Annotated in this window: 22 protein-coding genes and 1 pseudogene; 17 read left to right on the top strand and 6 right to left on the bottom strand. The window is 63.7% G+C overall.

All coding sequences use genetic code 11. The annotated features are described in order from the left end of the window. The first annotated feature begins 1 nt into the window (after position 1). Positions 2-1,027: a ketol-acid reductoisomerase gene (gene ilvC, locus ACFQWG_RS01440; RefSeq protein WP_380971452.1), complete on the top strand. Its 1,026-nt coding sequence runs from the start codon at positions 2-4 to the stop codon at positions 1,025-1,027. A gap of 119 nt (positions 1,028-1,146) precedes the next feature. Here the strand turns inward: ilvC and ACFQWG_RS01445 are convergent, their stop codons facing one another. Beyond that, positions 1,147-1,596 carry a hypothetical protein gene (locus ACFQWG_RS01445; RefSeq protein WP_291501219.1) on the bottom strand — a complete coding sequence of 150 codons (450 nt, stop codon included), beginning with the start codon at positions 1,594-1,596 and terminating at the stop codon, positions 1,147-1,149. Continuing rightward, positions 1,593-2,042 (bottom strand): hypothetical protein, encoded by a 450-nt coding sequence (locus ACFQWG_RS01450; RefSeq protein WP_291501220.1) that lies wholly within the window; start codon positions 2,040-2,042, stop codon positions 1,593-1,595. Before ACFQWG_RS01450 ends, ACFQWG_RS01445 begins: the two co-directional genes overlap by 4 nt. Positions 2,043-2,242: 200 nt before the next feature. Between ACFQWG_RS01450 and ilvN the strand changes: the two are divergent. The 12 genes and pseudogenes from ilvN to ACFQWG_RS01510 all read left to right on the top strand — a co-directional run bounded on the left by ilvN (position 2,243) and on the right by ACFQWG_RS01510 (position 14,820). Further along, positions 2,243-2,796, top strand: a pseudogene (ilvN, locus tag ACFQWG_RS01455) (acetolactate synthase small subunit). Between the two features lie 756 nt (positions 2,797-3,552). After that, positions 3,553-4,644, top strand: coding sequence for a glycosyltransferase family 1 protein (locus ACFQWG_RS01460; protein WP_291501238.1), 1,092 nt, complete (start codon positions 3,553-3,555; stop codon positions 4,642-4,644). After that, positions 4,641-5,639 (top strand): glycosyltransferase family 2 protein, encoded by a 999-nt coding sequence (locus tag ACFQWG_RS01465; protein ID WP_291501221.1) that lies wholly within the window; start codon positions 4,641-4,643, stop codon positions 5,637-5,639. Before ACFQWG_RS01460 ends, ACFQWG_RS01465 begins: the two co-directional genes overlap by 4 nt. Before the next feature lie 11 nt (positions 5,640-5,650). Beyond that, positions 5,651-6,907, top strand: coding sequence for an O-antigen ligase family protein (locus ACFQWG_RS01470; RefSeq protein WP_380971454.1), 1,257 nt, complete (start codon positions 5,651-5,653; stop codon positions 6,905-6,907). Further along, positions 6,901-8,058 (top strand): EpsG family protein, encoded by a 1,158-nt coding sequence (locus ACFQWG_RS01475; RefSeq protein WP_291501223.1) that lies wholly within the window; start codon positions 6,901-6,903, stop codon positions 8,056-8,058. Before ACFQWG_RS01470 ends, ACFQWG_RS01475 begins: the two co-directional genes overlap by 7 nt. A gap of 6 nt (positions 8,059-8,064) precedes the next feature. Continuing rightward, positions 8,065-8,190, top strand: coding sequence for a glycosyltransferase family 2 protein (locus tag ACFQWG_RS01480; protein WP_367272933.1), 126 nt, complete (start codon positions 8,065-8,067; stop codon positions 8,188-8,190). Further along, positions 8,183-9,208, top strand: a complete 1,026-nt coding sequence (locus ACFQWG_RS01485) for a glycosyltransferase family 2 protein (RefSeq protein WP_380971456.1) — start codon at positions 8,183-8,185, stop codon at positions 9,206-9,208. Before ACFQWG_RS01480 ends, ACFQWG_RS01485 begins: the two co-directional genes overlap by 8 nt. 30 nt (positions 9,209-9,238) lie before the next feature. Continuing rightward, complete coding sequence (locus tag ACFQWG_RS01490; RefSeq protein ID WP_380971458.1) at positions 9,239-11,005, top strand: serine O-acetyltransferase; 1,767 nt, start codon at positions 9,239-9,241, stop codon at positions 11,003-11,005. A gap of 141 nt (positions 11,006-11,146) precedes the next feature. Next, on the top strand, positions 11,147-11,584 hold the full coding sequence (locus tag ACFQWG_RS01495; RefSeq protein WP_291501226.1) for a serine O-acetyltransferase: 438 nt from the start codon (positions 11,147-11,149) through the stop codon (positions 11,582-11,584). A 1-nt stretch (position 11,585) separates the two neighbouring features. Beyond that, on the top strand, positions 11,586-13,001 hold the full coding sequence (locus ACFQWG_RS01500; RefSeq protein ID WP_380971460.1) for a flippase: 1,416 nt from the start codon (positions 11,586-11,588) through the stop codon (positions 12,999-13,001). Between the two features lie 108 nt (positions 13,002-13,109). Further along, on the top strand, positions 13,110-13,724 hold the full coding sequence (locus ACFQWG_RS01505; RefSeq protein WP_380971462.1) for a GDSL-type esterase/lipase family protein: 615 nt from the start codon (positions 13,110-13,112) through the stop codon (positions 13,722-13,724). Between the two features lie 34 nt (positions 13,725-13,758). Further along, entirely contained in the window at positions 13,759-14,820 is a 1,062-nt protein-coding gene (locus ACFQWG_RS01510; protein WP_380971464.1) for an NAD-dependent epimerase/dehydratase family protein, read from the top strand. A gap of 10 nt (positions 14,821-14,830) precedes the next feature. On the opposite strand, the gene ACFQWG_RS01515 is transcribed toward ACFQWG_RS01510, so the two are convergent. The 4 genes from ACFQWG_RS01515 to ACFQWG_RS01530 form a co-directional block, all read right to left on the bottom strand. After that, positions 14,831-15,415 (bottom strand): IS5 family transposase, encoded by a 585-nt coding sequence (locus ACFQWG_RS01515; protein WP_291501230.1) that lies wholly within the window; start codon positions 15,413-15,415, stop codon positions 14,831-14,833. Further along, a complete protein-coding gene (locus ACFQWG_RS01520; protein WP_380971466.1) occupies positions 15,324-15,740 on the bottom strand; it encodes an IS5 family transposase in 417 nt (138 codons plus the stop codon). Before ACFQWG_RS01520 ends, ACFQWG_RS01515 begins: the two co-directional genes overlap by 92 nt. A gap of 51 nt (positions 15,741-15,791) precedes the next feature. Then, complete coding sequence (locus ACFQWG_RS01525) at positions 15,792-17,024, bottom strand: nucleotide sugar dehydrogenase (protein WP_380971468.1); 1,233 nt, start codon at positions 17,022-17,024, stop codon at positions 15,792-15,794. Between the two features lie 229 nt (positions 17,025-17,253). Then, positions 17,254-18,198, bottom strand: coding sequence for a sugar-binding transcriptional regulator (locus ACFQWG_RS01530; protein ID WP_380971470.1), 945 nt, complete (start codon positions 18,196-18,198; stop codon positions 17,254-17,256). 364 nt (positions 18,199-18,562) lie between these two features. On the opposite strand from ACFQWG_RS01530, the gene ACFQWG_RS01535 reads away from it, so the two are divergent. The 4 genes from ACFQWG_RS01535 to ACFQWG_RS01550 all read left to right on the top strand — a co-directional run bounded on the left by ACFQWG_RS01535 (position 18,563) and on the right by ACFQWG_RS01550 (position 23,343). Then, positions 18,563-20,092, top strand: coding sequence for an FGGY family carbohydrate kinase (locus ACFQWG_RS01535; protein WP_380971472.1), 1,530 nt, complete (start codon positions 18,563-18,565; stop codon positions 20,090-20,092). Then, the gene (locus ACFQWG_RS01540; protein ID WP_380971474.1) at positions 20,089-21,141 is read left to right on the top strand and encodes a 2-hydroxyacid dehydrogenase; all 1,053 of its coding nucleotides are present in this window, start codon (positions 20,089-20,091) and stop codon (positions 21,139-21,141) included. Before ACFQWG_RS01535 ends, ACFQWG_RS01540 begins: the two co-directional genes overlap by 4 nt. 5 nt (positions 21,142-21,146) lie before the next feature. Next, on the top strand, positions 21,147-21,791 hold the full coding sequence (locus ACFQWG_RS01545; protein ID WP_380971476.1) for a class II aldolase/adducin family protein: 645 nt from the start codon (positions 21,147-21,149) through the stop codon (positions 21,789-21,791). 262 nt (positions 21,792-22,053) lie between these two features. Continuing rightward, positions 22,054-23,343 (top strand): MFS transporter, encoded by a 1,290-nt coding sequence (locus tag ACFQWG_RS01550; RefSeq protein ID WP_380971478.1) that lies wholly within the window; start codon positions 22,054-22,056, stop codon positions 23,341-23,343. Positions 23,344-23,753 lie beyond the last annotated feature (410 nt).

A 23,753-nucleotide genomic window follows, 5' to 3' on the forward strand; every position in this document is an offset into this window, starting at 1 on the left:
AATGGCCGAGATCACTTACGACGACGACGCGGACCTGTCGATCATCCAGGGCAAGAAGGTCGCCATCATCGGCTACGGCTCGCAGGGCCACGCCCATGCGCTCAACCTCAAGGACTCCGGCGTTGACGTGGTGGTGGGGCTGCGTCCGGGCTCCGGGTCGTGGGAGAAGGCCGAAAAGGCGGGCCTGGAGGTCAAGGACGTGCCCGAGGCCGTCGCCGAGGGCGACGTCGTGATGATCCTGGTGCCCGACCAGGTCCAGCGCTTCGTGTACAAGGACCAGATCGAGCCGAACCTCAAGCCGGACGCGGCGCTGTTCTTCGCGCACGGCTTCAACATCCGCTACGGGTACATCACGCCGGGCGAGGGCCATGACGTGTGCATGGTGGCGCCCAAGGGCCCGGGCCACAAGGTCCGCGAGTCCTTCGTCCAGGGCATCGGCACGCCCGACGTCGTCGCGGTGGAGCAGGACGCCTCGGGGCAGGCGTGGCCGCTGACGCTGTCCTACGCGAAGGGCATCGGCGGGACCCGCGCCGGCGTCATCACAACGACCTTCACGGAGGAGACGGAGACGGACCTCTTCGGCGAGCAGGCCGTGCTGTGCGGCGGCGTCAGCCACCTCATCCAGGCGGGCTTCGAGACGCTGACCGAGGCCGGCTACCAGCCGGAGATCGCCTACTTCGAGGTCTGCCACGAACTCAAGCAGATCGTGGACCTCATCAACGAGGGCGGAATTACCAAGCAACGCTGGTCGTGCTCCGACACCGCAGAGTATGGTGACTACGTTTCAGGTCCACGTGTCATCGGCCCGCAGGTCAAGGAGGAGATGAAGGGCGTGCTGGCGGACATCCAGGACGGTAGCTTCGCCCGCCGCTTCATCGCCGACCAGGACAACGGCGCGCTGGAGTTCAAGGCGTTGCGCTCCGAGGAGGAGCAGCACCCCATCGAGAAGACCGGGCAGGCCCTGCGCAAGCACTTCGGCTGGACCCAAGGGGACGACGACTACACCGATGGGTCTGCGGCGAGGTGATCGTTGTCCGGCGCCGGTGAGCCGGGTCGTCTGATCCATTGACGAGGGCGACGCCCCCGGGAGGGTGATTCCTTCCGGGGGCGTCGTGGCGTTTGCGGGCGAATGCGTGTTTGCCGACGTCAGACGGGCTGGAAGGCGCGGGCGCCGAGCTTCTCAAGGATTCTTTGCTCACCGATCGGCAGCGGCTCGTCCTGCTCTGTCAAACGGCGCACCCGGCCTGACATCATGTCAAACACGGTGCCGATGGATGAAGTGTGCCCATCGATCCCGGTTCCAAGCGTGATGCGCTCGCTGTCACGGTCTGGAGGGAGCGATTCCTCCGGGTTGACCATGAGGAATCCGAAGCGTCGCTGGCCGATGCGCTCCGGGAAGTAGATCGCGATGAGGACCCGTGTACGTTCCTTGGCGACATCGTCAATGACGACATCAAATGGCTCCGTCTCAGGCACCGCGAATATCGTCGTCTCGCTGGGGTATCCGTTGGCGCTCAAGAGCTTGCGTCCGACAGCGATACCGATGAACTTGCCAACCGCTCGCGCAGCGTCGCGTCTGGTTGTCGTTGTGCTCATCCTTGTGTCCACTCCCTCCAGTGCTCGTCCATGAACTGCGTGACACGGTCGTAGCTGTCCTCGTAGCTGACGTCCACTACCCTACGTCCGTCGGACTCGCCAAGCGTCTGGACGAGACGCTTCCGACCTGTTGACTCCTCCGGTCCCTCATCCTGGCGGAACTGATGGGAATGGACGCTGCCATCGCTGGTGTCGATGCGGAAGACGTTGCGCCAGTCATCGTCGGGAGAAGCCCGCCACTGATGAGCAATCGAATAGTGCACAATCTGGCTGTGGTAGGTCCGTTGTACTACGAGGATCCGTGTCTGCCCGGGAAGGCCCTCATCATCCATCCGAATTGGGATCTTGAACTCCGGATCGCACGTGTGCTTGGCGGGAGGCCGGTAACCCCCGTCGGGCAGACCCCTTTGCATTCTCGGCCTCCCGGCATCGGCAGTTACGACCATTTTGCACAAGCTTATCGTGGGACGGCCGCTCACTGGCGCGGTGACATACGCGCAGGCCGACGCCCTCACATGTTCCTGTTGCCCTGGGGGCTCGCTTCGATGACCGGGTCAGCGGCTACTCGGACCGCTTGCGGACCACGTAGACGAGATCCGGTATGGTCCAGGGCCTGGCCCCCGATTGGGAAGTGGAGGGCTGAACCATGGCGACCATGCACACGCTGCCCGTCCTGGTGGAGAACAAGCCGGGCGTGCTCACCCGCGTCGCGGGGCTGTTCGCCCGCCGCGGCTTCAACATCACGTCCTTGACCGTGGGGGAGACCGAGCACCCCGCCGTCTCGCGGATGACGATCATCGTCGACGCCGAGGTCGCCCCCTTCGAGCAGGTGACCAAACAGCTGAGCAAGCTGGTGGACTCCTCAAGATCTTGGAGCTCGACCCGGAGGCGTCGGTGGAGAGGAGCCTCATGCTGGTGAAGGTCCGCGCCGACGAAGCCCGCCGGACCGGCGTCGTGCAGGTGGTCGACTTGTTCCACGCTCATGTCGTGGACGTCGTTTCCGGTCCACACGTCATCGGCCCCCAGGTCAAGGACGAGATGAAGGGTGTCCTCGCCGACATCCAGGATGGGACTTTCGCCCGCCGCTTCATCGCCGACGAGGAGCAGCACCCCATCGCGAAGACCGGCCAGGCGCTGCGCCGTCATTTCAGCTGGACCCAGGGTGACGATAACTACACGGATGGGTCTGCGCCCAGATGAGCGGAGGCTTCATCAGCAGGGCTGTCTCACTTTTATGACAGCTGCGACCGGGAGCGATGGTTCCCGTGCGGCCTGAATCGTTGAAAACGGGGGCCGGTTCCACTCAGGTGGGGCCGGCACCGTTGTCTATCAATGTGGGACGACTACCCGGAGATGAGGGCGGGCCGGGATATGCTCAAAGAGTTCCATCGAACCGGAGCGGGACGAGGACGGCGGCCGATTCAGATCCCGTCAACCTCATCAACGCCCGCGAATGGTGTCTTCGAACGGAGAGTCAATGAGCGGCCTCAATGGCCTCTGTCTGGGTCTGTCCCGCTGGGCGACCCGATACGACGACCGCGCAGACGGCACTTCCGGCTGGTGGAGTCGGTGCAGGGGAAGACTGGTTCGAATGAGGCAGGAGGACGGTAGTGGTTCTCCAGTCTCGTGGCGCTTGGGATCGCTCTGGGCGCGGGATGGGGGAATCTCTCACATGAGCGGGGTACTGGTCGATAAATGGACCGAGCGACTAGGCGGCGCCGAAAAAGTGCCTGACGCTATGGCTGTGGCGTTCCCAGATACACGCATTCGGTGCATGTGGAGTAATAAACCAGAGCCCTATTCGGGGCACGGTGGAAGTTCAGCCGCACACGCGCAGGATGCCCGCTATCGATTCCCAAAGTGTCTCTTCGGCATGGCGTCTGGTGCCATGTTCACCGGTAGGGCGGGTAGGTAGACATGTCTTCTCCAATCCGTGTCGCGCAGGTCATCGGCAAAATGAGGGGCGGCGGTGTGGAAGCCGTTGTCATGAACTACTATCGCCACGTCGACCGCTCGTGTGTGCAGTTCGACTTCCTCGTCGACGAGGATTCGACGATCGTGCCGCGCGACGAGATCGAGTCGCTCGGCGGGCGCGTCTTCGAGGTGCCGCCCTACCAGCGGCTTCCGCGCTACACGCGTGAGCTGGAGATTCTCTTCCGTGCCGAGCGCTGGCCAATCGTCCACAGCCACGTCAATGCGCTCTCCGTGTTTCCGCTCCGTGCGGCCAAAAGGGCGAGAGTGCCGATCCGCATCGCGCACTCGCATTCGACGTCGGGCAGGGGAGAACACGCCAAGAACGCCATGAAGGCCGTGCTGAAGCGTCTCTCCAACCTCTATCCCACGAAGCGCTTCGCGTGCAGCGAGTACGCTGGTGAATGGCTGTTCGGCAAGGGTGCGAGCTTCGACGTCGTCTACAACGCGATAGATCTGCAAGCCTTTTCCTTCAGTGCCTCGGTTCGCGCGGAGGCGCGAAGCGAGCTGGGCCTCGTCGGCGACACGTTTGCCATCGGGCACCTCGGGCGGTTCATGGCGCAGAAAAACCAAGCGTTTCTGGTCGACGTCTTCGCCGAACTCGCCCGGACTCGCCCCGACTCCGTCCTCGTTTTCGCCGGTGACGGTGACAGCAGGCCCCTCGTCGAGCTCCGGGCGGCCGAGCGCGGGGTCGCGGACAAGGTAATGTTCTTGGGACAGCGAGAGGACGCCAACCGGCTTTACCAGGCATTCGACGCGTTCGCGCTGCCCAGCCTCTACGAGGGACTGTGCCTCGTCGGCGTCGAGGCACAGAGGGCCGGTCTGCCGTGCTTGCTGTCGGACGCGATCACCCGCGAGGTAGACGTGACCGGCACCTGCGAGTTCCTACCTGTAGGGGACCCGAAGGCCTGGGCCGCGGCTCTTTCGCAGATCGCAGAAGCCCCCGCCCGCGACCGCAGCCTCTCCAAGCACGAACGCCTGCGCTTCGACGACTACGACATCGAGAAGGCCGCGCCTAAGCTCGTTGCATGCTACGAGCACCTGGCCTCCGAGGCCAAGAGGGCGGCTTCCGCGTGAGAGAGAAGAACCCCCTCGTCTCCGTGGTGGTTCCCGTCTACAACGTGGAGCCTTACGTGGCTGAGTGCCTAGATAGCGTCCTCGCACAAACCTACAGGAACATCGAGGTCGTCGTTGTGGACGATGGCTCCACCGACGGCTCTCCTGCAATTTGTGACCAGTTCGCCAACAAGGACCATCGCTTCAAGGTCGTCCACAAGACCAACGGCGGCCTCTCCTCCGCTCGCAACGCCGGCCTCGCTGAGTCGCGCGGCGAGTGGATTGCTTTCGTGGACTCCGACGACTACGTGTCCCCGGTTTTCGTCGAGGCTCTACTCTCTGCTGCGCTTTCGATGAACTGCGAGATTGCTGCCATCCCTATGGGTAGAGTGTTTTCCGAGAAAGGGCCGTGCGATCTCGTGCGCTCTCTTGTCGAAGTGCCGGTGGCGACGCCATTGCAAACCCGTGATGTGCAGCGCTTGATGCTCTACCAAGCGCTCGATACGGGTGCGCCGTGGCGGCTTTACAGCCGCCACGGCGTGCTGCCCGAGGACAGCCCATTCCCCGAGGGCCTCTACTATGAAGATCTCGCGACCGTCTATAAAATGGTCGCCCGCGCGGAGCACGTCGCGCTCGTGGACTGTCCGTCGCTTTACGCCTATAGGTGGCGTAAAGCAAGCATCATCCGGCAGAACTATCGCCCTATCAAGGCTGACAGCTCCATCGTCGTCTCGCGCCAGCTCTACGCCGACATCTGCGCGTGGTACCCAGACCTCGCAGATGCGGCCGCAAGCCGCTGTTTCAGCGTGAACCGCATGGTCTACGCTCAGGTCCCCGCCGACCAGCATGCTGAGCGTGCGCGCCTGTGGGCCGAGCTCGTGAAGTACCGCCGGGTCGTGGCAGCCGACCCCTGCGCCCGCAAGCGCGAGCGCCTCGCCGCTACCATCGCGTGCCTAGGCGAGGGCCCGTTCCGTGCCTTCTGCGCGGCGTGCAGGAGGGCGGGGTTGCTGCGATGAGCTTGGCGTCGATGGCTATCCGTTCAAACAAACATGCAGACGGACATGTTTCCGCTTCCTATCCTGTGAAGACTTCCGTTCAGGAGCGAGATAGGCGTTTTGCTATCACCTCCCTCACTATCCTAATGCTCATTATTTGTTTTCAGAACATTACCTTCTTCAAGGTGGGAAAGGCTTCCATAAAGCCTTGCCAACTTATCGCCATCGCGCTCTTCCTTGTTTCTGTGGCTAAGAGGCGTGGGGCTTGGTTGTTGCTGAATATTTGGCTCACGCTGTTCTTTGTCCTAATGACGGTTCTCTCCTTTGTGGACTTTTTGGTCTACGGGCTGAGCGCCTCCTTCTTCAAATATGTCTTCTTCTATATAGTTGTGGCCGCGGTTTTCGGTCTTGGGCAAGGGCTCACTGCGGAGAACCTCAGGTGTATAAGCCAGAACGTCGACTTCGCTTTTCTCGTTATCATTCTCCTTCGCATCGTTTATTATCGGCAGGCTATCTTGAGCTTCTTTGCCGACTCATGGGGAAGTCATCCATCGATCCCCTCGATATTCGGGGGAGGCGTCAACCTTGACGCCTCTTGGCTTGCTCTCTTTGGCGTCTTTTTCAATCGGGACCTCAAGGAGAACTTGTTTCTTGTAGGGAGTCTCGGGGTCTCTGCGCTCTATGCCTCGAGGGGCGGAATGGTTCTTACCGCCCTTGTTCTATTCTACGTCTATTTGGTCAAGCCTCGAGACCGGGCCTTCTTGAAGAAGGCGCTCATAATTCTTCTCGTCGCGGCTGCAGCCTTGATCGCTGTGAGCGCCTTCGGCGAAATCATCGTCGACCGTTTCCTCTCGATCGGGAATGGGGTCGGAAGTGAGGGTCGGTTAAATATGCGGCAATACCCGCTGGTGACCTTCCTTGACGCCCCGATTCTGGGCGCGGGCGCGGGCAACGCCGTCAAGCACGTGTCGATGGTCAGCGGCACCTATTTCTGGGAGGGCAACATCCACAACTTCTTCCTGCAGGTGCTTCTTGACTTCGGCATCGTCGGGTTCGTCGCCAACATCCTCATGCTGGGCCGTCTGGTGCTCGAGTTTGTGCGCGGGGGGCCAGGACAGCTTTTGAGCCTGTCTCCTTTGCTAGGTTGCCGGATCTTTCCTGCAGTTCAGAGGCCCGGATGTGGTGCTGGCCTTCGTTCTTGGCTGCCGGCTTTTGGTCGGTTCGACGGCTGTCGCAGCCAGTCGCGACGGCTTGGTCGCGCCGCCTGCTTCGGGTGCGCGGCATGGTAGGCGCGCTCCCTTATCTCCTGACGTTCGCGGTCGCGGCGTTCCTTTTCTGGCTCTCCGAGAGGACGAGGGGTCCGCTGCGGGTGATCCTCGTGTTGGCGGCCCTCGTCCTTCCGGCCCTGCTCGCGGGGTTCAGGGACAAGCAGGTGGGGACTGACGTCATGGTTTACGGATATAACAGCTATACGGGCGCTCTCGACAGCGACCTGCCAGGCTACCTCGAGGGCAACGCGAGCTACCACCCTCTCGGCTTCAACGTGTTCTCGTGGGCTATGTCGAGGCTCGGCGGAACCCTCTGGTTCTATCTCACCTCCATTCAGCTCTTCACGAGCTCCTTCGTTTACCTGGCGCTCAGGAAGCTCAGGGGCGTGGGTCTCTGGGCCGGCATGCTCGCCTATTACGTCTTGCTCTTCCCTATCTCTCTCAACACCATGAAGCAGATGATGGCCGTGGCGGTCGTGCTGTGGGCCTTCACGTTCTGCCTGGAGCGGCGGCTCCTGCCGTTCCTTGCGGCGGTCGTGTTCGCCACGCTCTTCCACCAGACCGCGGTCGTCTTCGTCGCGGTCTACCCGTGCTGGCGCGCCTTCGAGAGCATCGGCACGCGCCGCGCCTTCTTCGGGCGCGCACAGGGGTTCATGTTCCACGTCCTGCTCGCGGCCGGGCTTTTCCTCGTCTTTGTGCTGGGGGACCGGCTCGTACAGTTCTTCTCCGCGTTCAAGGACTCCTACCAGTACGTCCTGAACGCGTCGAGCGACCGCCTTAACTACTCGGGCCTCATCCTGCTTGCCTCGGGCCTGGTCCTCCTGGCCGTTGTCAAAGCCTCCGGAAGGGGGCGCAGTGCCGATTCCCCGCCCGACGGGGAAGGACCCTCTCTTGTGGACGACGGCCTTGAGTTCTACGCGCTCATGTTCGTGGTGGGGTGTATCGCCATCCAGCTCAACACCGTGGCGACGAGCCTCATGAGGTTCTCGTACTATGGCCTCATCTTTGCGTCGCCCCTCCTCGGCGGGCTGATGGCGGACGGCCGCGGCCGGAGCCTCAGGATCGCGGGGTGGCTCACGATAGTCCTTTTCTTCGCCTACTTCTTCGTCGCCTACGTGCTCAACGGAGGCAATGCCATCGTCCCTTACACCTCGACCATTCTAGGTCTGTGATCGCCCATGCCGCTCTTCTCTGTGATCATCCCCGCGTATAACGCAGAGCGCTACCTTGACGAATGCCTGAACTCTGTGCGGGGCCAGACTTTTCATGACTTTGAGCTCGTGAAGGTGAACATGCATGAATGAGACCAAGCTTGACCAATGCGCGAGCATGAAGGACCTTCCATTCGTCAGCGTCATCATGGCTGCCTACGACACGAATCAGGAGTTCTTCGAGGAGGCTGTCGGCAGTATCCTTGGGCAGACATACGGGAACTTTGAGTTCCTCATTGTTGACGACGGGCTCAGTGAGGAGAACAGGGCATGGCTCGGCTCCGTTGGGGACGAGCGGCTGCGTGTGATTGTCAACGACGAGAATCTGGGCCAGTCGAGGTCCGTCAACAGGGCTTTGGGTGAGGCGCGGGGGCGCTATGTCGTTCGCATGGATGCGGACGACGTGGCGGTTCCTACCAGGATTGAGAGACAGGTCGCTTTTATGGAGGCCGACCCGGACCTCATCGCCGCTGGAGCGCAGGTACGGTTCCTGGGTACCGACAAGGTGCGGCCTCGTCCCTACTCGTGCGATGAGGAGCTGCGGGCCACACTTGCGCTCAGGAACGCGCTGGTTCATCCGACTATGATTCTGCGGCTTGACGCACTTTTTGAGCGTGGCATTCGTTATGACGTTGAGCAGCGCTATGCGCAGGACTACATGCTCTGGGTCGACCTCTGCACCGCCGGCAAGATCGCTCTCCAGCCGGAGATACTTCTGGAGTACCGAATCCACGGAGGACAGATCACGAGCAAGAAGGGCGACGCGCAGAGAGCCTGCGCGGACCAGGCGCGGCTCAAGTACCTGCGCTCGACTGGCGTGGACGCCACCTTGAGGCAGTCCGAGCTCCTCGGGAGGATCACCAACGAGGCATTGTCGGCTGCGCCCGCGGAGCTTGACGAGGTTTGCCACTTTCTGATAGATGCGGCGCGTCGCGACGACGTGTCGCTTGACGCGAGCTGGGTGGAGCGGATCGTTGCGAGCCGCGTGCTTCGCTCAGTGCTCTATAATCTTCGCTGCTCGGGCGGCATTCGTTACCTCGCCTGGCCGCGTTTCTGGGCGGCGCTTTTCAAAGTGTCTTTCTGGCCTTACTACATCAATGCGATTCGATAGGGGGCACAAGTGAGTCTCAAGCAAAGAATCGTGAACGCGCTGGGCGACGCCGGTTACCGCCGCCTGCTTGTCGGCGGGTTGCGCGCAGCCTCCTTCTACCGCAAGCGCGAGGTCATCAACCCGGCCGTCTCTGTTCACGCGACCTTGGCGGACGATTCCGCAGACTGCTGGTTCGGGTACTATGACGTCCCCGCGACCAACCCCAGCGGAACTATGCAGCTATGTCTCGCCGTTAGGTCCGAGGGCGAACCGGCCTCTCTCATGCTCTCCGCCGTCGATGGCACCGGAATGCGCGAGATTGCCAAGACTTCCGCATGGTGCTGGCAGATGGGTTGCCGTGCTCAGTGGTTCAGGGAAGACACAGTCCTATTCAATGACTTCGACGGTTCGAAGTTCATCAGCCGCGTCGTTGGAGTGGACGGCAGGGAGCTCGCGTCCTATCCGTTTCCTGTTTACGCGCTTTCACGGGACTGCCGCTACGCCTTCTATCCCGACTTCACGATACTTGGGCGCCTGAGGCCGGGCTATGGCTATACCAACGTCGATGTTGACTTCAATCGTTATGTGCACGATTCCTTGAACGGGATTTGGCGAGGCGACTTCGAGGACTCTTCGATCGCCTGTATCCTCACCATGACCCAAATCGAGGAGATCGACCCCCCTGGAGACCTTCTCGACGGCTCAAGCTACGTCAACCACATCTCAGCTTGCCCTTACGCTGAAAGGTTGATGTTCTTCCACCTTTGGAAGGAGCCGTCCGGCCGTCTGCGGAACCACGTCGTCATCATCGACCACGACGGGATTCCCATCAACGTCCTCTCGGACTTCACTCGGGCCTCGCACTACGTTTGGAAGGACGAGCGCCACCTCCTCCTCACCGTGTTGAGCGGCTCTGCCTGCACCTATCGTCTTTACGACGTTGAGACCGGTGATTTCGATGAGTTGCCGCAACTCTCTGCCGACGGACACCCGAGCTACGTCGGTGATGGTCTCTTCGTGACCGACACCTACCCCGACCACCTCGGGATGCAGCACGTCCTGCTCTGCAGCGAGCACGGCGTCCTCGCGGAACTGGCCACTGTCTACCATAATCCCTCCATGGTCGGGGAGCACCGTTGCGACTGCCACCCTCGCTACTCGTCTGGACACCTGAGCTTCGATTCCGTAGAGGGCTCTCGCAGGACGCAACACGTGATGCGCGTCGAGTTCGGTCCGGCCACCGTGGCCTCGCTCGAGGCCTCTTCCGAGGACAAATCCGATCTCGTGCGCATCTACAAGAGTCTCTGTAACACGCGCGAGATACTCTGGCCGAAACTCGCCTTTAGCCGCCTTACCAACTCCGCCCTCAAGGCTCATCTGCGCCTCTACCGCCTGACTCACGGCAGGGGCGGCAAGCTCGGCGTGATACGCAACCACAACGTCCTCCTAGAACGCTACGGCGCCTGGGTCTCTCCCCAGGCAACGATCGGAAAGAGATTCCGCATGATGCATGTGCTCGGTATCTGTCTCGGCAGCGGCACCGTCATCGGAGACGACTGCATCCTTTACCAGCAAGTGACCATCGGCAAGGGTGACAACGCTGGCTTCCCGACGCTGGGCGATGGCGTGATCGTCTATGCCGGGGCGAAGATCATTGGCAACGTCACGATCGGCGACGGTGCCGTCATCGGGGCGAACGCCGTCGTTACAAGGGATGTCCCCGCCCACGCGGTCGTCGTGGGCGCTAACAGGGTCATCCGTCTTGTAGACGCCCCAAGGCGGCCTGAGGCCGGGGAGGGGGGTAGCTCATGTCATTAGCTTCCCAGGCCATTGCCTCTGCCTCGGGAGGGCGGCATGAACGCCCTTCGGAGCAAGCCTCAGAGGTCCGGTCCTCTCAGCTAGATCTGGGAGCCGTTCGAGGGCCGCGACCACGCACTTCTCAGGGGGGTGAAGTGCTACATGACGAGCTACCAGTATAGGGTGGGGATCACGGTGCGGCACGTTGCCATGTCCTCTGGAACCTTGGCTAGCCATCTTTCAAACAGAGTCTGCTCACGTCACGGCATTGTCTTCTCCTCGAACGTCCGCGTGGGTAAGAACCTGCAGCTTCCGCACCCGATCGGAATCGTTATTGGCGAGGGCGCCACTATCGGTAATAACGTTAAGATCTACCAGAACGTTACCCTTGGGCAGAACAGGGGCCTTTACCCGGCGTTGGGTGATGACGTCGTCGTCTATCCCGGTTCCGTCATCGTGGGTGGCGTGCATGTTGGGGATCGTGCCGTCATCGGCGCTGGGGCCATCGTCATCAGGGATGTGCCCGCGAACGCGATCGTCGGCGGGAACCCGGCCGATGTCATCCGTTACCGCGAGGCCCATGACGAGGATCTTTTCTGACGTGGCATCCCTGAAGAAGAACATAGCCTATAGCTTCGCCTACCAGCTGCTCATACTCGCTTTGCCGCTGGTCACGGCACCGTACCTCTCGCGCGTCATCGGGGCTTCGGGCGTTGGTACGTACTCCTACTCCTACGCCATCGCGCAGTACTTCGTCTACTTCGTGAAGCTCGGCCTGGACAACTACGGCAACCGCACCATCGCCGCCTGCCAGGACGATCGGGATGCGAGGACGAGGGCCTTCTGGTCCATCTACGCCCTGCAGGCCGCCTGTTTCGTCCTCTCCGGCGCCGCCTATCTCGCCTACTCGTTTCTCTTCGCAAACGACCTGACGGTGGCTCTGCTGCAGGGCCTATTCGTGCTCTCGTCACTCTTCGACGTGAACTGGTTCTTCTTCGGGATGGAGCAGTTCAAGCTCACGGTCATCCGCAACACGGTCGTCAAGGTGGCTACGGCCGCCCTCGTGTTCATCCTCGTGCGGGACGCCGGCGACGTGGACGTCTACGTCGCGGTCATGTGCGGCGGCTTTCTCGTCTCACAGCTCATCCTCTGGCCGTTCCTCAGGCGGTACATAGGTTTTCACAAACCCAGTGCGTCCGAAGTGTTCGCGCACGTGAGGCCCAACATCGTCCTCTTCGTCTCCGTGATCGCCATCAGCATCTACAACACGCTGAGCCGCATTATCCTGGGAGCCATGGTGGACGAGGAAGCGGTGGGTTTCTTCGACAACGCCGCGAAGATCGTCTCGGTGCCGACGGCGCTCGTGGCGGCGGTGGGCACGGTGATGCTGCCCAGGACGAGCGCGCTGCTTGCCAAGGGCGAGATGGAGAAGGCACGCTCGCACATCGACAGGACGATGCTCGCCGTGATGGCGTTCGCCGGGGTCTCGGCCTTCGGCATCCCCAGCGTGGCCTACCCCTTTGTGGAGGTGTTCTACGGCCCGGGCTTCGAGACGACCGCGGCGGCACTCGTCGTGCTCTGCGCCACCGTCCCGCTCCTGGGCTTCGGCAACGTCATGCGAACCCAGTACCTCATCCCTAGCAAGCTCGACAACGTGTTCCTCGTCTCCGCGTTCTGCGGAGCCGCAGCTAGCGTTGTCGTTAACCTCGCGCTGGTGCCCACTTTGGGTGCTCTGGGCGCCTCGTTCGCTTCCGTCGCGGCTGAGGCGGCGGTGTTGGTCTACCAGGCGGTGAGGGTCAGGAAGAGCTTCCCGCTCGGCCGCTACACGCTGTACTTGGCGGTTTTCCTCTGCATAGGCGCGCTGATGGCCGCGGTCCTCCAGCTCGTGCCTTACATGGGCAGCGACGTCGTCGACATGGTGGCGAGGATCGGCATCGGCTTTGCCGTGTACCTACCGTTGGCCGCGCTGGCCGCCTGGCTGCTGACACGCAGGAGGCGGAAGACGGGAGGGCAATGACGGGAGAAGAGCATCCAATGAAATCCAAGCTCTGGCCGAAGGTCTCCCTTGTCCTGAATGTGATTCTCGTCTTGGCTATTGCGGCGGCGTGCATCTGGAAGTTCACGGATGTCCGTAACCTGCTCGGCTCGGGGAGGGGGGGCGTATTCCGAGAATCAGTGGTACGAGCCCTACGTCTACCAAGCACGCAACCTTTCGTCGGGGGACGGTGCTGACGTGGTGATGGCGGGCGACAGTCTTACGATGTACGGCCTCTGGGACGAGTTCTTCGACGGCGTTGAGGTGGCCAACCGGGGCATCGGCAGCGACACCGCGGAAGGCTTCCTCAACAGGGTAGACACTATCGTCTCAGAACGACCTAGGAAAGTCTTTCTGATGATCGGAACGAACGACGTGAGCCGGGACCATGCGACCGGGGACACCGTGGGCTACGTACGGCAGACATTTGAGGAGCTGCACGCGCAGCTGCCCGACGCGGAGATCTACCTGCAGAGCGTCCTTCCGCGCACCTCGAAGTACGTGGGCCAGGTGGAGGAGCTGAATTCCGAGTACGAGGCCCTCTGCGAGGAGCTGGGCTACGTCGAGTGGGTGGACCTCTACAGCTTCTACTGCGAGGCGGACGGTACGCCGAAGGCGGAACTCTTCGCCACCGACGGCTATCACATGTCGGGTAAGGGCTACGAGCTGCGGGCCTCGCAGATACGGGATTTGGTCGAGGAATGACCGGCGCCCCACTCGCATGCGGGGGAGGAAGGAAATGAAGTTGGAGCAGCGGAAAAAGAGAACGGTCCTGGTCACCGGTGCCGCCGGTTTCATCGGCGCATTCCTGTGCAGGCGGCTGCTCGAGACTACAGACGATATCGTCGTCGGGCTCGACAACCTGAACAACTACTACGACCCCGGCATCAAGGAGGCGCGCCTTGCGATGCTGCGGGAAGCGGACCGCGACGGGCGCTTCACGTTCGTGCGCGGAGATCTCTGCGACGCCGCACTGCTGGAGCGCTTGTTCGCCGAACATGAATTCGAGATGGTGGTAAACCTCGCCGCCCAGGCGGGGGTGCGGTACTCCATCGAAAATCCTAAGGCCTACATTGAAAGTAACCTTGTGGGCTTTTTCAACGTGCTGGAATGCTGCAGGCATCATCCGGTGAAGCACCTCGTGTACGCGTCGTCCTCGTCCGTGTATGGAGGCAACGAGAAGGTGCCGTTCAGTGAGGCGGACAACGTGGATTCGCCGGTTTCCCTCTACGCGGCGACCAAGAAGAGCAACGAGCTCATGGCGAACGCGTACTCGAAGCTGTATTCCATCCCCGCGACCGGCCTGCGCTTCTTCACGGTTTACGGCCCGATGGGTAGGCCAGATATGGCCTACTTCAAGTTTGCGAAGACGCTCCGTGTCGGCGGCACGATCAAGATCTATAACATGGGGAACTGCAAGCGCGATTTCACTTACGTCGACGACATCGTCGAGGGAATCTGCCGCGTGATGGACAACCCTCCCGAGGTCACGACCGGTGCCGACGGCCTGCCCACGCCGGCCGCCCGCGTCTACAACATTGGCCACGGTGATCCCAACGACCTGCTCGACTTCGTGGCCACGCTGCAGCGCGTTTTCGTGGAAGAAGGCGTTCTTCCCGAGGGCTATGCCTTCGAGGCCCATCGTGTGCTGGTGCCCATGCAGCCCGGCGACGTTCCCGTGACCTATGCCGACACTTCCGCTCTCCAGCGTGACTTCGATTACAAGCCCCAGACTCCGCTCGAGGACGGCCTGCGCGCCTTCGCGAAGTGGTATCGAGGGTACTACGGCGCCATTGCCTAGAGCATGTCTCCTATGTGTTGAGCCATTGGAGAATGGCGTGCAGGACGGTGGCTGAGCGGTAGGTGGTGGCGAGTTTGTCGTATCTGGCGGCGAGTCCTCGCCATTGTTTGACGCTGTTGAAGGAACGCTCCACGACGTTGCGGCCCTCGTAGGCCTCAGCATTCAGGGCGGGCGGGCGTCCGCCCCTGATTCCGCGTTTCTTGCGGGCTGCGATCTCGTTCTTCTTCTCAGGAATCACCGTCTTGATGCCACGAGCGTGCAGGTAGGAGTGGTTCGCACCGGACGTGTAACTCCGGTCGGCCATCACCGTGTCGGGGCGAGTCCGGGGACGACCGAGGGGACGAGGGACGTAGATGTCTTCCAAGGTCTCAGCGAGCATCACGCCGTCGTTGCGTTGACCGCCTGTTACCACCATCGCCAAGGGACGGCCGCGTCCATCCACGACCTGGTGGATCTTCGTGGTCAGGCCACCACGAGACCGCCCGATCCCATGGCCTGCGGGCTCATCCTCGCCGGTAGGGGATTTCTTGTCGTTCGATCTCGCCCCCTGTGTCCTGCTCGGGGCGCGTCGTGTTCGTGGCGTGCTGGTGAGCACGAGTGGCCGTCGCGTCCACGCTCACCGTCCAATCCACCTTCCCCACCGCATCGGCCTGGCCCACGATCTGGGCGAGGACCTTGTCCCACACGCCCCGACGCGCATAGGAACGATGCCTCTTCCACACGGTCTGCCACGGGCCGAACTCACCGCGATGCAAGTCCCTCCACGGGATCCCCGTCCTGTACCGGTAGATGATCCCATTGACGATCATCCGATTGTTGGTGAACGGGCGGCCCTTCCTGCCCTCATTGGACGGCAGGAGCGGTGCAATCCGTTCCCACTGCTCATCCGTCAACGCCTCAAACCGACTCCTCGAACTCACCCGCCCAGTATCCAGCAAGCCTCACCACACATATAAGAGACACGCCCTAGCTCAGTCCCGTCTAAACAAATCGCGGGTATAGACCTTGTTGATGACGTCGGTGAGATCGGCGTTCCATCGGTTGGTGACAATGATGTCGCTGTCGGCTTTGAAGGCGGTGAGATCGTGGGTGACGGGGCTACCGAAGAATTCGAAATCCTCCAGCATCGGTTCATAGACGATGACGGGGATTCCTTTTGCCTTCACCCGCTTCATAATGCCTTGGATGGAAGACTGGCGGAAGTTGTCGGAGCCTGACTTCATGGTGAGACGGTAGATGCCTACGGTGGGGTTGCTGACGCCGTGGGAAGCCACGTCCATGACGTGACTGATGACTTGATCGGCGATGTACTCTTTGCGAGTCCTATTCGCCTCGACGGTGGCCCCGATAAGATTCTGAGGCACGTCCTCGTAGTTCGCTAGCAACTGCTTTGCATCCTTTGGAAGGCAGTACCCGCCGTATCCGAACGACGGGTTGTTGTAGTGGGATCCGATGCGGGGGTCTAGGCCGACGCCCTGGATGATCTTCGAGGTGTCAAGACCGCGCACGCTGGCGTAGGTGTCGAGCTCGTTAAAATAGGCCACGCGCAGTGCCAAGTAGGTATTGGCGAAGAGCTTGACGGCCTCAGCCTCGGTGCTGCGCATGGTCAGGGCCGGGACGTTCTCGTCCTCCGCGGCTTCAGATAGAAGGCCGATAAACCGCGCGGCGGCAATAGCGAGTTCTGTGGTGAATGCGGAGTTCGCCGGAATGCCGACAATAATGTGGGAGGGGTGCAGGTCGTCGTGGAGCGCGTGGCCCTCGCGGAGGAACTCGGGGGCGAACAGAAACCGGCCCTGCGGGTAGCGATCGGTGAGAACCTCCGTGTAGCCGACCGGCACCGTCGACTTGATGACTACGACCGCTTCGGGATTGACTGAAAGGACCAGGTCGATGACTTGCTCGACATACGAGGTGTCGAAGAAGTTCTTGTGCGGATCGTAGTTGGTCGGCGTGGCCACGATGACGAACTCCGCGTCGCCGTAGGCCGCGGCTCCGTCAACAGTCGCCAGGAGATCCAAGTCATGGTTCGCCAGGAAATCCTGGATCTCGGCATCGGCGATCGGCGACTGCTTCCGGTTGATGAGATCGACTTTCTCGGCCATGACATCGACGGCCTGCACATGGTTGTGCCGGGAGAGCAGCACCGCCAACGACAGTCCGACATATCCCGTTCCCGCCACCGCGATACGAACTCTCCGGGCCATGCGTGTGCTCCTCTACTCTGCCGCTCGTCCAGCCGGCCTCCACACTGTCACCTGGCCGCCGGATGAGGACGAAGCGGGTGTTCCGGAACGATCATATGTGGCATCCGTTCGGGTGGTCATCGGTCATCGGAATGTGATTGTGAAGTCCCTGTGCCGCGAGAGACACTCGGGTCGAGGCGCGGGCGGAATGAGGCTCGGCGTCCTGTCGGCGGGGGAACCCCCAACTCCGTTAGCCTTTCCCTCCGAGAACCTTCAGAGCCGTCTCCGAGTCCAGCACGGCAACCGATGCCAGCCGTCCCGACAGGACCGAGCGGAAGGCGCTCGCCTTCCTCGGACCGCATCCGACCGCGATGACGGTCTGCCCGGCCGTGAGGCCGGATATCGGGAAGGAGACGGTGCGAGCCTCCAGGTCGTCGGAGGCGGCTGTGCCGTCGGCGGTGACGAGATGGGAGAGCACGTCGGCAGAGGCGCCCGAGTCGAGGAGGTTCGGGATCTCCCGGGCGCTCAGGTACCCGAGCCTCACCATGAGGGAGTCGTCGCCCACCGAGCCCGGGGAGTACACCGTGACTTCGGCCGTGCGCGCGTCCCTCAGCGTCGTGGACACGATCGGCTCGTGCATGACGGTGTCCCATGCCCACCCGTTCGCCACGATGGTCGGAGCGGGGACCCAGTGCGGAGTGCCACGGGTCCGGCGGGCCAGCTCGCCGACGGCCGTCGAGACCAGATCGCGGGGAGAACGCGCAATACCCCCGTTGAGCTGGTAGACGTCGATGCCGCATGACCAGTTCCAAGGGATGCAGCGAGCGAGCATCGCCATGGTGCGTCCCCACCCGATGCCGAGGGAGCGGGGCCGGGGACGCAGTCCGGTGAGGTAGGCGACGGCCGAGCGGATGACCAGTTCCAACGTCGCGCCCGTGGCCGGCTGGGTGGGCACCACCATCGCCGCTCGCAAGGCGAAACGCGAGCACAGCTCCGATTCGAGGTCGTGGCGGCGTGCCAGGGGGTCGTTGATGGTGACCGTCACCAGATGACGTCGGCGCGCCTCCTCCAGCAGACGCCCCACGCTCCAGCGCGTGCACCCCAGCCGGTCTCCGATCGCCGTCTCGGTCAACCCGTCGAAGTAGTACAGCTCCGCCACACGTCGAACGGCGTCGTCATGGCTGTCCTCCATCATTGCTTCCTTCGTCCGGCTCTGGACTCGATCCCCGTTGCGCTCGGTCCGGCGCTCACTCGAAATGTTAAAGGTGGGCGGGCGGAGACCCTCCCAGCGTGAACGAATGTCACGGGCGGGCGCACGCCGTTGCGCCGAGGGCGGGAGGAAACGGCCTGCCGATGGGCGGTCATCGCGCGTCCGAGCGCCGCTGCCACGGTCCGGACAACGCGGAGCCGAATTCTACTCCTTCTCAGTCAGGTCGCGGTCACGGATGAATCATCTCGCACTTGTGTGCGCGGAAGACTCCGCAACGAGGTCGTGGAGCGGAGCCGAGCCTAATGTCAACCCGGAACGTCGGAGGCAGGGAACGCTCAAGGAGGAGTCCATGCGGGAACAGACGGTCGTGATCGGCATCGACGGCGGAACGACAGCGGTGAAGGCCATCGCCTTCGGACTCGACGGCACGACCCTGGCCTCGGCCAGCCACGGAGTGCCGGTCTGCTATGGCAGGGGAGGCCACGCCGAACAGGACATGGAAGCGGTCTGGCAGGCCGTTGCATCCTGCCTGCGATCGGTGACCTCCGCCCTCGAGGGCGCCGTGATCGCCGGCGTCGGCGTGACCGCGCAGGGCGACGGGGCCTGGATGGTCGATCACGAGGGGACCCCGGTGGGGCCCGCCGCGACCTGGCTGGACTCCAGGGCGGCCGGCGTGGTCTCTGGCTGGGTATCCGGACCCGAGGCCGAGGCGATCCGCCGGACCACCGGCACAACCGTCTTTCCGGGCCTGTTCCCCGCCCTGTGGGCCGAACTGCGTCGCACCAGCCCCGACGTCACGGCCCGGGCCGCGCACCAGCTGGCCTGCAAGGACTGGATCCGCCTGTGCCTGACCGGCGAGTACGCCACCGACTACACGGACGCCTCGCGCACGCTTCTCGATATCGTCGGCCTCTCCGGGTACTCCGAAGAACTGGCCCACGTGCTCGGCGAGGAGGAGTGCCTGGGCCTCCTCGCTCCCATCCACCATGCGGACCGGTCCGGCGGGACCGTCACCGCGGAGGCCGCCGCGGCCACCGGCCTGCCCCCGGGGATCCCCGTCGCGACCGGAATGATCGACGTCTCCGCGTGCGGCGTCGGCCTGGGCGCCGTCGCAGACGGGCAGGGGTGGACGATCGTGGGCACCACGGACGTCGTCGGCGTGCTCCGCCCCAGCGCCGGGGATCGCGCGACCGACCTCTCGATGGTCGTGGCGACCGGGCGCGGGCGTCAGGTCCTGGAGTTCCTCGCGCCGATGACCGGCGCCCCGAACCTCGACTGGGCCAGGAGCGTCCTCGGCCTGGGCGAGCGGCCCTGGAACGAGGTCGATGCCCTGGCCCGCCAGCACCCGGCGGGCTCCGGGGGCGTCCTCTTCCTGCCCTACGGCGCGCCGGGAGGGGAGAGAGCCCCGTTCCTCGACATGAACGCCTCGTCCTCGTGGCTGGGAATGAGCATCGAGACCGTCCCGGGCCAGCTCATCAGGGCCGCCTACGAGGGCGTCGCCTTCGCCCTCCACGAGTGCCAGCAGCTCCTCGGACAGGACGGGGACGTCGTCGTCTCCGGAGGAGCCTTCCACTCCGACATCCTCTGCGAGATCCTGGCGAACGTCACAGGCAGACGCGTCCTTCGCTCCGAGGCCTCCGAGGCAGGCGCGCGCGGGGCCGCGACCGAGGCCCTCGTCGCCGCAGGGCTTGCGCCAGATGAGCCCGCGGCCATCGAGATGCTCCAGCAGGAGAGGCAGGCCTTCGAGCCGGATCCCGACGAGCACGCCGCCTACCAGGACATATATGCCGCGTTCGTCTCCATCCGGGATGCGCAGAGACCGACATGGCCAGGGTTGCGGATGCTCCGCGACCGGGCCGACCACAGGGAAGGAAAATGATGCACCAGGTACTGCTCGCCGCAGACGAGTTCCTCACGCCGAAGGTCCTCGCCGATGCACTCGAGGAGGCGCTCCCGGGCACCCCGTCGAGGACGATCGCCACCGACTGGCCCGAGACTCCGTTCCACGACTACGCCGGCGTCCACGAGGCCCACGGCAACGAGGACCAGCTGATCGCGGCGCTCCAGGGATGCGACGTCTGCTTCAGCCACACCTGGCCCATCTCCGAGAAAGTCCTCTCAGCCTGCCCCGGTCTGGCCATGGTCACCATCTGCCGGGGCGGACCCGTCAACGTCGACATCGACGCCGCGACCCGCCACGGGGTGGTCGTCTCATTCACCCCCGGGCGCAACGCCGTGGCCACCGCCGAGCACACCGTCGGCATGATCATGGACGCCGCACGCCAGATCTGCCATCGCGATCGCGAGATCCGCCGGGGCCAGTGGCCCTCGGATGCCTATCGCTACGACCGCGTCGGCATCGAGATCTCGGGCTCGACCGCCGGTGTTGTCGGGTACGGAGCGGTGGGCTCGCGGGTCGCCCGCATCCTCGCGGCGATGGGAGCCCGCGTCCTCGTCTTCGACCCCTGGGCGAAGCCGGAGACCCTCCCGGAGGGGGTGGTGTTCGTCGACTCCCTGGAGAAGGTCGTGACCTCCTCCCACATCCTCACGCTCCATGCGCGCGCGAACGCGGACAACCGCCACCTCATCGACCGCGCAGCCATCGCGGCCATGCCCGAGGGCGCCATCCTGGTCAACTGCGCGCGCGGGCAACTGGTCGACTACGGCGCCGTCGTCGAGGCGCTGGACTCGGGGCACCTCTTCGCCGCCGCCTTCGACTGCTTCGACGCGGAGCCGCTCCCCGCCGACGCGCCGATCCGGGCCTGCGAGAACGTCACGATGACGCCCCACCTCGGCGGCGCCTCCCGACAGGCGGCCGAACGGGCCGCACGCATCGGCGCCGCGGACATCGCCGCCTTCCTCGGAGGGGGCGCTCCTCTCCACTGCGCCAACCCCGAGGTCCTCTCACACGCCACGAACGAAAGGTGAACGCAATGCTTCTCGAAGAACAGCGCCGGACAGTGGTCGAGACCTGCCTGGCCATGCAGAAGGCCGGACTGGTCGTCGGCACAGCCGGCAACGTCTCCGCACGCGACGGCGACATGGTGGTGATCTCACCCTCGGCGGTGCCCTATGAGGAGATGCGCCCCGAGGATGTGTGCGTCATCGACATGGACGGGACCATCATCGAGGGCGAGTACAAGCCCTCCTCCGAGATGCCCCTGCATCTCAGCGTCTACCGTTCGACCGACGCCCGGGGGATCACGCACAACCACGCTCCCGCCTCCACGGCCATGGGCCTCGTGGTCGACACGGTTCCCACCTCGCACTACTACTCGGCCATGTTCGGCGGCCCGGTCCGCGTCGCGCCCTACGCGCCCTTCGGCTCGCTGGACCTGGCCCGCAACGTCACGGATGCGCTCAAGGACCGCCACGCAGCCCTCATGGCGAACCATGGCGCGATCACGACGGGGGCGAGCCTGGAGGCCGCCGCCTCGCTGCTGCCCTACCTGGAGTACATCTGCGAGATCGAGCTGAGGGCGATGTCCACCGGACGTCAGGAGAAGATCCTCTCCGAGGACCAGATCCAGGCCGCGGTCGAGGCGATGACCTCCTACCGGAAGACACCGCGAGCCTGACACCGCACGGTCCGCGGCCGGCGAGGCCGCGGACCCTCCCCGGGGGGACGGAGAGGCCCGCGCCCCCACCCATCACGACACCGGAACGGCCCGACGTCGTCCGCCACCAACGAAGCGACCGGACGCGACGCCGCGTTCCCGGGGCGACGACGCCATCCCGCCACCACGCCATGACACGGCCACGCCGCGGGCTCCGCTGTGCCCGCTCCACGGTCCCAGAGTCAATCCACGATCCATCGAACACGCACGAAAGGTCCACACCATGTCGGCAAATGTATCGTCGCCGCCTGTCGAGGAGCACCCGAGCCTTCTGCAGAGACAGGGTATCGAACCCGTCCTGAAATGGGGATTCCTGGCTGTCGCCCTCTTCATGGTCGGCGACGGACTGGAGCAGGGATTCCTCTCCCCCTACCTCACCTCGACCGGCTTCACCGTCGGGCAGGTCGCCACCCTGTTCAGCGTCTACGGGGCCGTGGTCGCCGTGTCCTCATGGCTGGCCGGCGCACTCTCCGACGCCTGGGGATGCAAGCGCGTCATGATGATCGGGTTCATCATCTGGGTGGCGTTCCACGTCGTCTTCCTGGGACTGGGCGTGGGCGCTCACAACTACCCGTGGATGCTCGTCAGCTACGGGATCCGGGGCGTCGGCTACCCGTTCTTCGCCTACGGCTTCCTGGTGTGGGTGACGCTGCAGACGCCCCGGCGGTCAATGGGCAAGGCCGTGGGCTGGTTCTGGTTCTGCGACACCGTCGGCTTCGGCGTGATCAGCGGCTACCTGGCCGGCTTCGGGATCCCCGTGGTGGGCATGCTCGGCACTCTGTGGCTGTCCCTGATCTTCGTCGGCGCCGGCGGCATCATCGCCTTCGCCCTGCTCCACGAGGCGAAGACGGGCACGCGCGTCAGCGTCGGCTCCGCCGTCTCCAGCGCGCTGGAGAGCTTCAAGCTGATGGCCGAACGCCCGAAGGTCGGCATCGGCGGCCTCGTCCGGGTGATCAACACGACCTCCCTGTACGCCTTCGGCGTGTACATGACCGTCTATATGACGCAGAACGTCGGTTTCTCCGCCACGAAGTGGCAGTCGATCTGGGCGACGATGCTCTTTGCCAATGTGCTGGGCAACCTGTTCTTCGGCTACCTCGGGGACAAGCTGGGCCGGGTCAACGTGGTCGCTTGGATCGGCGGGCTCGGGTGCTTCGTCACCGTCGCCGCCATGTACTACGTCCCCCAGTGGGTGGGCGCCAACTATCCGTTGGTGCTACTGGTGTCCATCCTGTACGGGCTGTGCCTGTCCGCCTACGTCCCGCTCAGCGCGATCATGCCGGCCCTGGCGCCGGAGAGGAAGGCGTTGGCCGTCTCCGTGCTCAACCTGGGGGCCGGCCTGTCGAACTTCATCGGTCCGGCGATTGTCAGTCTCTTCATCGCCCCGCTGGGGATGGTCGGTGTCAACTGGATCATCGCGGGTCTCTACATCGTGTCCCTGCTGCTCACTCTCGTGCTGAGAAGCCCGGCGGTCGAGGTCCGGGACACCGGCGAGGAGGCGGAGGCGGCCTGAGCCCGTTGTCGGCTCTCCTCCGGGCGCCCCGAGTCGCCCTCGCGCATCGGCCCGACCGCGCCTAAAGCGCGGTCGGGCCGATCGCGGTGGTCCCCGGGGCAGCGCGACCGCGACGCCATCGTCGATGGCGGGGGAGAGGAAACGACAAGGGCGCGCGCCGTCGCGACTGCGTCGTTCCGCGTGACGAAGATATCGGCGATCTGTTGGTGTGCCGTGGGGAGCGGCGATCGCTTCGGCGAGACCGACCGCATCGGCAAACGCGAGATCACTATGGTGGCCGAGACGAGGCTGCGCGCCGTCGGCGACCATACGCTCGTCGACTTCGAGACCCACAAGTCGACCGCGGTCCTCACCGCGGCGGTCTCGACGGATCCATGGCTTGGTCCGCTCAGCACGGCTGGACCAACATG

Source organism: Schaalia naturae (assembly GCF_042665795.1).
GTDB classification, from domain to species: domain Bacteria; phylum Actinomycetota; class Actinomycetes; order Actinomycetales; family Actinomycetaceae; genus Pauljensenia; species Pauljensenia naturae.

Excerpts from the sequence above, each read along its gene's own strand:
- ACFQWG_RS01475 (WP_291501223.1), top strand. The coding sequence starts at position 6,901 with ATGGTAGGCGCGCTCCCTTATCTCCTGACGTTCGCGGTCGCGGCGTTC.
- ACFQWG_RS01445 (WP_291501219.1), bottom strand. The coding sequence starts at position 1,596 with ATGAGCACAACGACAACCAGACGCGACGCTGCGCGAGCGGTTGGCAAG.
- ACFQWG_RS01480 (WP_367272933.1), top strand. The coding sequence starts at position 8,065 with ATGCCGCTCTTCTCTGTGATCATCCCCGCGTATAACGCAGAGCGCTAC.
- ACFQWG_RS01540 (WP_380971474.1), top strand. The coding sequence starts at position 20,089 with ATGATGCACCAGGTACTGCTCGCCGCAGACGAGTTCCTCACGCCGAAG.
- ACFQWG_RS01485 (WP_380971456.1), top strand. The coding sequence starts at position 8,183 with ATGAATGAGACCAAGCTTGACCAATGCGCGAGCATGAAGGACCTTCCA.
- ilvC (WP_380971452.1), top strand. The coding sequence starts at position 2 with ATGGCCGAGATCACTTACGACGACGACGCGGACCTGTCGATCATCCAG.
- ACFQWG_RS01535 (WP_380971472.1), top strand. The coding sequence starts at position 18,563 with ATGCGGGAACAGACGGTCGTGATCGGCATCGACGGCGGAACGACAGCG.
- ACFQWG_RS01545 (WP_380971476.1), top strand. The coding sequence starts at position 21,147 with ATGCTTCTCGAAGAACAGCGCCGGACAGTGGTCGAGACCTGCCTGGCC.
- ACFQWG_RS01450 (WP_291501220.1), bottom strand. The coding sequence starts at position 2,042 with ATGGTCGTAACTGCCGATGCCGGGAGGCCGAGAATGCAAAGGGGTCTG.
- ACFQWG_RS01530 (WP_380971470.1), bottom strand. The coding sequence starts at position 18,198 with ATGATGGAGGACAGCCATGACGACGCCGTTCGACGTGTGGCGGAGCTG.
- ACFQWG_RS01460 (WP_291501238.1), top strand. The coding sequence starts at position 3,553 with ATGAGGGGCGGCGGTGTGGAAGCCGTTGTCATGAACTACTATCGCCAC.
- ACFQWG_RS01505 (WP_380971462.1), top strand. The coding sequence starts at position 13,110 with ATGTCCGTAACCTGCTCGGCTCGGGGAGGGGGGGCGTATTCCGAGAAT.
- ACFQWG_RS01525 (WP_380971468.1), bottom strand. The coding sequence starts at position 17,024 with ATGGCCCGGAGAGTTCGTATCGCGGTGGCGGGAACGGGATATGTCGGA.
- ACFQWG_RS01510 (WP_380971464.1), top strand. The coding sequence starts at position 13,759 with ATGAAGTTGGAGCAGCGGAAAAAGAGAACGGTCCTGGTCACCGGTGCC.
- ACFQWG_RS01470 (WP_380971454.1), top strand. The coding sequence starts at position 5,651 with ATGGCTATCCGTTCAAACAAACATGCAGACGGACATGTTTCCGCTTCC.
- ACFQWG_RS01550 (WP_380971478.1), top strand. The coding sequence starts at position 22,054 with ATGTCGGCAAATGTATCGTCGCCGCCTGTCGAGGAGCACCCGAGCCTT.
- ACFQWG_RS01495 (WP_291501226.1), top strand. The coding sequence starts at position 11,147 with ATGACGAGCTACCAGTATAGGGTGGGGATCACGGTGCGGCACGTTGCC.